At 67.1% G+C, this 2,516-nt stretch carries 3 protein-coding genes; all 3 read left to right on the forward strand.

The genetic code is table 11. The annotated features are described in order from the left end of the window. Positions 1-96 precede the first annotated feature (96 nt). The gene (locus MTBSS4_RS22825) at positions 97-450 is read left to right on the forward strand and encodes a transposase (protein ID WP_368667806.1); all 354 of its coding nucleotides are present in this window, start codon (positions 97-99) and stop codon (positions 448-450) included. Positions 451-469: 19 nt separating this feature from the next. Continuing rightward, entirely contained in the window at positions 470-817 is a 348-nt protein-coding gene (gene tnpB / locus MTBSS4_RS17780) for an IS66 family insertion sequence element accessory protein TnpB (protein WP_173984720.1), read from the forward strand. 65 nt (positions 818-882) lie between these two features. After that, positions 883-2,469, forward strand: a complete 1,587-nt coding sequence (locus tag MTBSS4_RS17785; protein ID WP_173984721.1) for an IS66 family transposase — start codon at positions 883-885, stop codon at positions 2,467-2,469. The last annotated feature ends 47 nt before the right edge of the window (positions 2,470-2,516 follow it).

Raw genomic sequence — 2,516 nt, forward strand, 5'->3', positions numbered from 1 at the left:
GTAAGCGTCCTCTGACGGCTGCCTTGCCGCCGGCCTCCCAATCGGCCTGAATGGTGCGCTCGGATCGAGCGTGGCAAGGATGGCAAAGGGATGCTTATGGTCTGCGATGGCAGTAGCGATGAGCGTCCCGCCCGCCGTCGGCATTGGCCGGAGGCGGAGAAGCGGCGGATGGTGGCGGAGGTTGAGGCGAGCGGTCGGTCGGTGGCCGAGATTGCGCGGCGTTACCGTCTCGCTTCGAGCGTTCTCGGCCGCTGGTGTGCCCGGTATGGGACGAAGATGCCGCCAGCGACAGCCCCGTCTTTCGTCCCGGTGACGGTTGCCGCGTCTGCCGCGGAGATGAAGAAGCCGGACGCCCCCGGTGTGGAGAGGCACGGATCGAGATCCTGCTCACCCATGGTCGGCGGCTGGTTGCGGATGAGGGCATTGCGCCCTCGCGTCTGCGCCTGCTGATCGCCGCCATCGAGGGGGCATGATCACCATTCCCGCCGGGGTGCGCATCCATCTGGCGATGGGTGTCACCGACATGCGCAAGGGCTTCGACGGTCTGGCCATGCTGGCGCAGGAGGTGCTGAAGCAGGATCCGTTTTCCGGCCATTTCTTCATCTTTCGTGGCCGTCGGGGCGATCTGGTCAAGGTGCTGTACTGGGACGGCCAAGGTTACTGCCTGTTCGCCAAGCGGCTGGAGAAGGGCCGGTTTGTCTGGCCGGTGACGCGCGATGGCTCGGTGGTGCTGACCACGGCCCAGCTGTCCATGTTGCTGGAGGGGATCGACTGGCGGCTGCCGGTACGGACCTGGAAGCCGGTGGCGGCGGGCTGAGAATTTCGCTAATCATTGGGTTAAATCAATAGCTTGATGCTCTCTGTCGCGATAAAATCGTGGCCATGCTCGAAGCCGTCTCTTCCCTTCCCGATGACGTTGACTCCCTGCGCCAGATCATCGCCGGGCTGACCGGAGAATTGGCGGCGGCGAAGGCCGGTCTGGTCACCAAGAGCCTGGAGATCGAGACGCTCAAGGTGCAGATCGCGCGGCTGCGGCGGCAGCAGTTTGGCCGCTCCTCGGAGAAGCTGGACCGCCAGATCGAGCAGCTCGAACTGGTGCTGGAGGATCTGGAGGTCAGCGCCGGAGCGGATCGGCCCGCGAGCGAGGCAAGCGCCGAGATTCCGGCGACCGAGCCGGGCCAGCGCCGTCATGGTGGTCGCCGCCCTCTGCCTGCGCATCTGCCGCGCCGCGAGGTGGTTCATGCCGGGACCTGCGCCTGTCCGGCCTGCGGCGGCGTGCTGCGCCAGGTCGGCGAGGACGTCACCGAGATCCTGGACTACGTGCCCGGACGCTTCGAGGTCGTCCGCCATGTCCGCCCGGCCTTGTCGTGCCGGACCTGCGAAACCATGGTGCAGGCCCCGATGCCGAGCCTGCCGATCGAGCGGGGCCAGCCGGGCCCCGGCCTGCTCGCCCATGTGCTGGTCTGTAAATTCTGCGACCACCTACCGCTCTATCGCCAATCCGGCATTTACGCCCGCGACGGCGTCGAGCTCGACCGCGCCACCCTGGCCGATTGGGTCGGCAAGATGGCGGCGCTGCTCAAGCCCCTGGCCGGTGCGGTGGAGCGCCATATCCTCGCCGCCGACAAGCTGCACGCCGATGACACTCCGGTCCCGGTTCTGGCGCCGGGCACCGGCAAGACCAAGACCGGGCGGCTATGGGTCTATTTGCGCGACGAGCGGCCCCACGGTGGCAGCGAACCGCCCGCCGTGTTCTACCGCTACAGCGCCGACCGCAAGGGCGAGCATCCCCGCCGCCACCTGGCGCAATTCTCCGGGTTCCTCCAGGCCGACGGCTATGCCGGGTTCGGCCCACTCTATGAGGATCGGGATGGCATCCCCGCCACCGTCAGCGAAGTGGCGTGCTGGGCCCATGTTCGGCGCAAATTCCACGACATCCATCTGGCGACCGCCTCGCCACTGGCTGCGCAAGCCCTGGAGCGGATCGGCGGGCTGTTCGAGATCGAGCGCCAAGTGAACGGCCAATCCCCGGAGGTGCGGAAACAAGCCCGCCACGACCATGCCCAATCACAGCTCGATGATTTGGCCGTCTTCCTTGATGCCGCCCTGGCCAAGATCTCCGGCAAGAGCGAACTGGCCGCAGCCATCCGCTATGCCCGCTCGCGCTGGGTGGCGCTCATCCGCTATCTCGACGATGGCCGCCTGGAGATGACCAACAATGCCGCCGAGCGGGCCATCCGCCCCCTGACTTTGGGACGCAAGAACTGGCTGTTCGCCGGCTCCGATGCCGGTGGTGACCGCGCCGCCGTCCTCTACACCCTGATCGAGACCGCCAAGCTCAACGGCCGCGATCCCGAAGCCTACCTGCGCGACGTCATCGGCCGCATCGCCGACCACCCCATCAACCGGATCGCCGATCTCCTGCCCTGGAACATCGCAGCCCCGGCCAGCATCCCTGCCGCCGCCTGACCGCCTCCGTCAAGCCGGAGAAACCGCAGCCGACAGAGGACGCTTAC

The sequence above is a fragment of the Magnetospirillum sp. SS-4 genome (genome assembly GCF_902729425.1).
Classification (GTDB): domain Bacteria; phylum Pseudomonadota; class Alphaproteobacteria; order Rhodospirillales; family Magnetospirillaceae; genus Phaeospirillum.

What these genes read in the sequence shown, in the direction of transcription:
- MTBSS4_RS22825 (WP_368667806.1), top strand. Translation starts at nt 97, where the DNA reads ATGGTCTGCGATGGCAGTAGCGATGAGCGTCCCGCCCGCCGTCGGCAT.
- tnpB (WP_173984720.1), top strand. Translation starts at nt 470, where the DNA reads ATGATCACCATTCCCGCCGGGGTGCGCATCCATCTGGCGATGGGTGTC.
- MTBSS4_RS17785 (WP_173984721.1), top strand. Translation starts at nt 883, where the DNA reads ATGCTCGAAGCCGTCTCTTCCCTTCCCGATGACGTTGACTCCCTGCGC.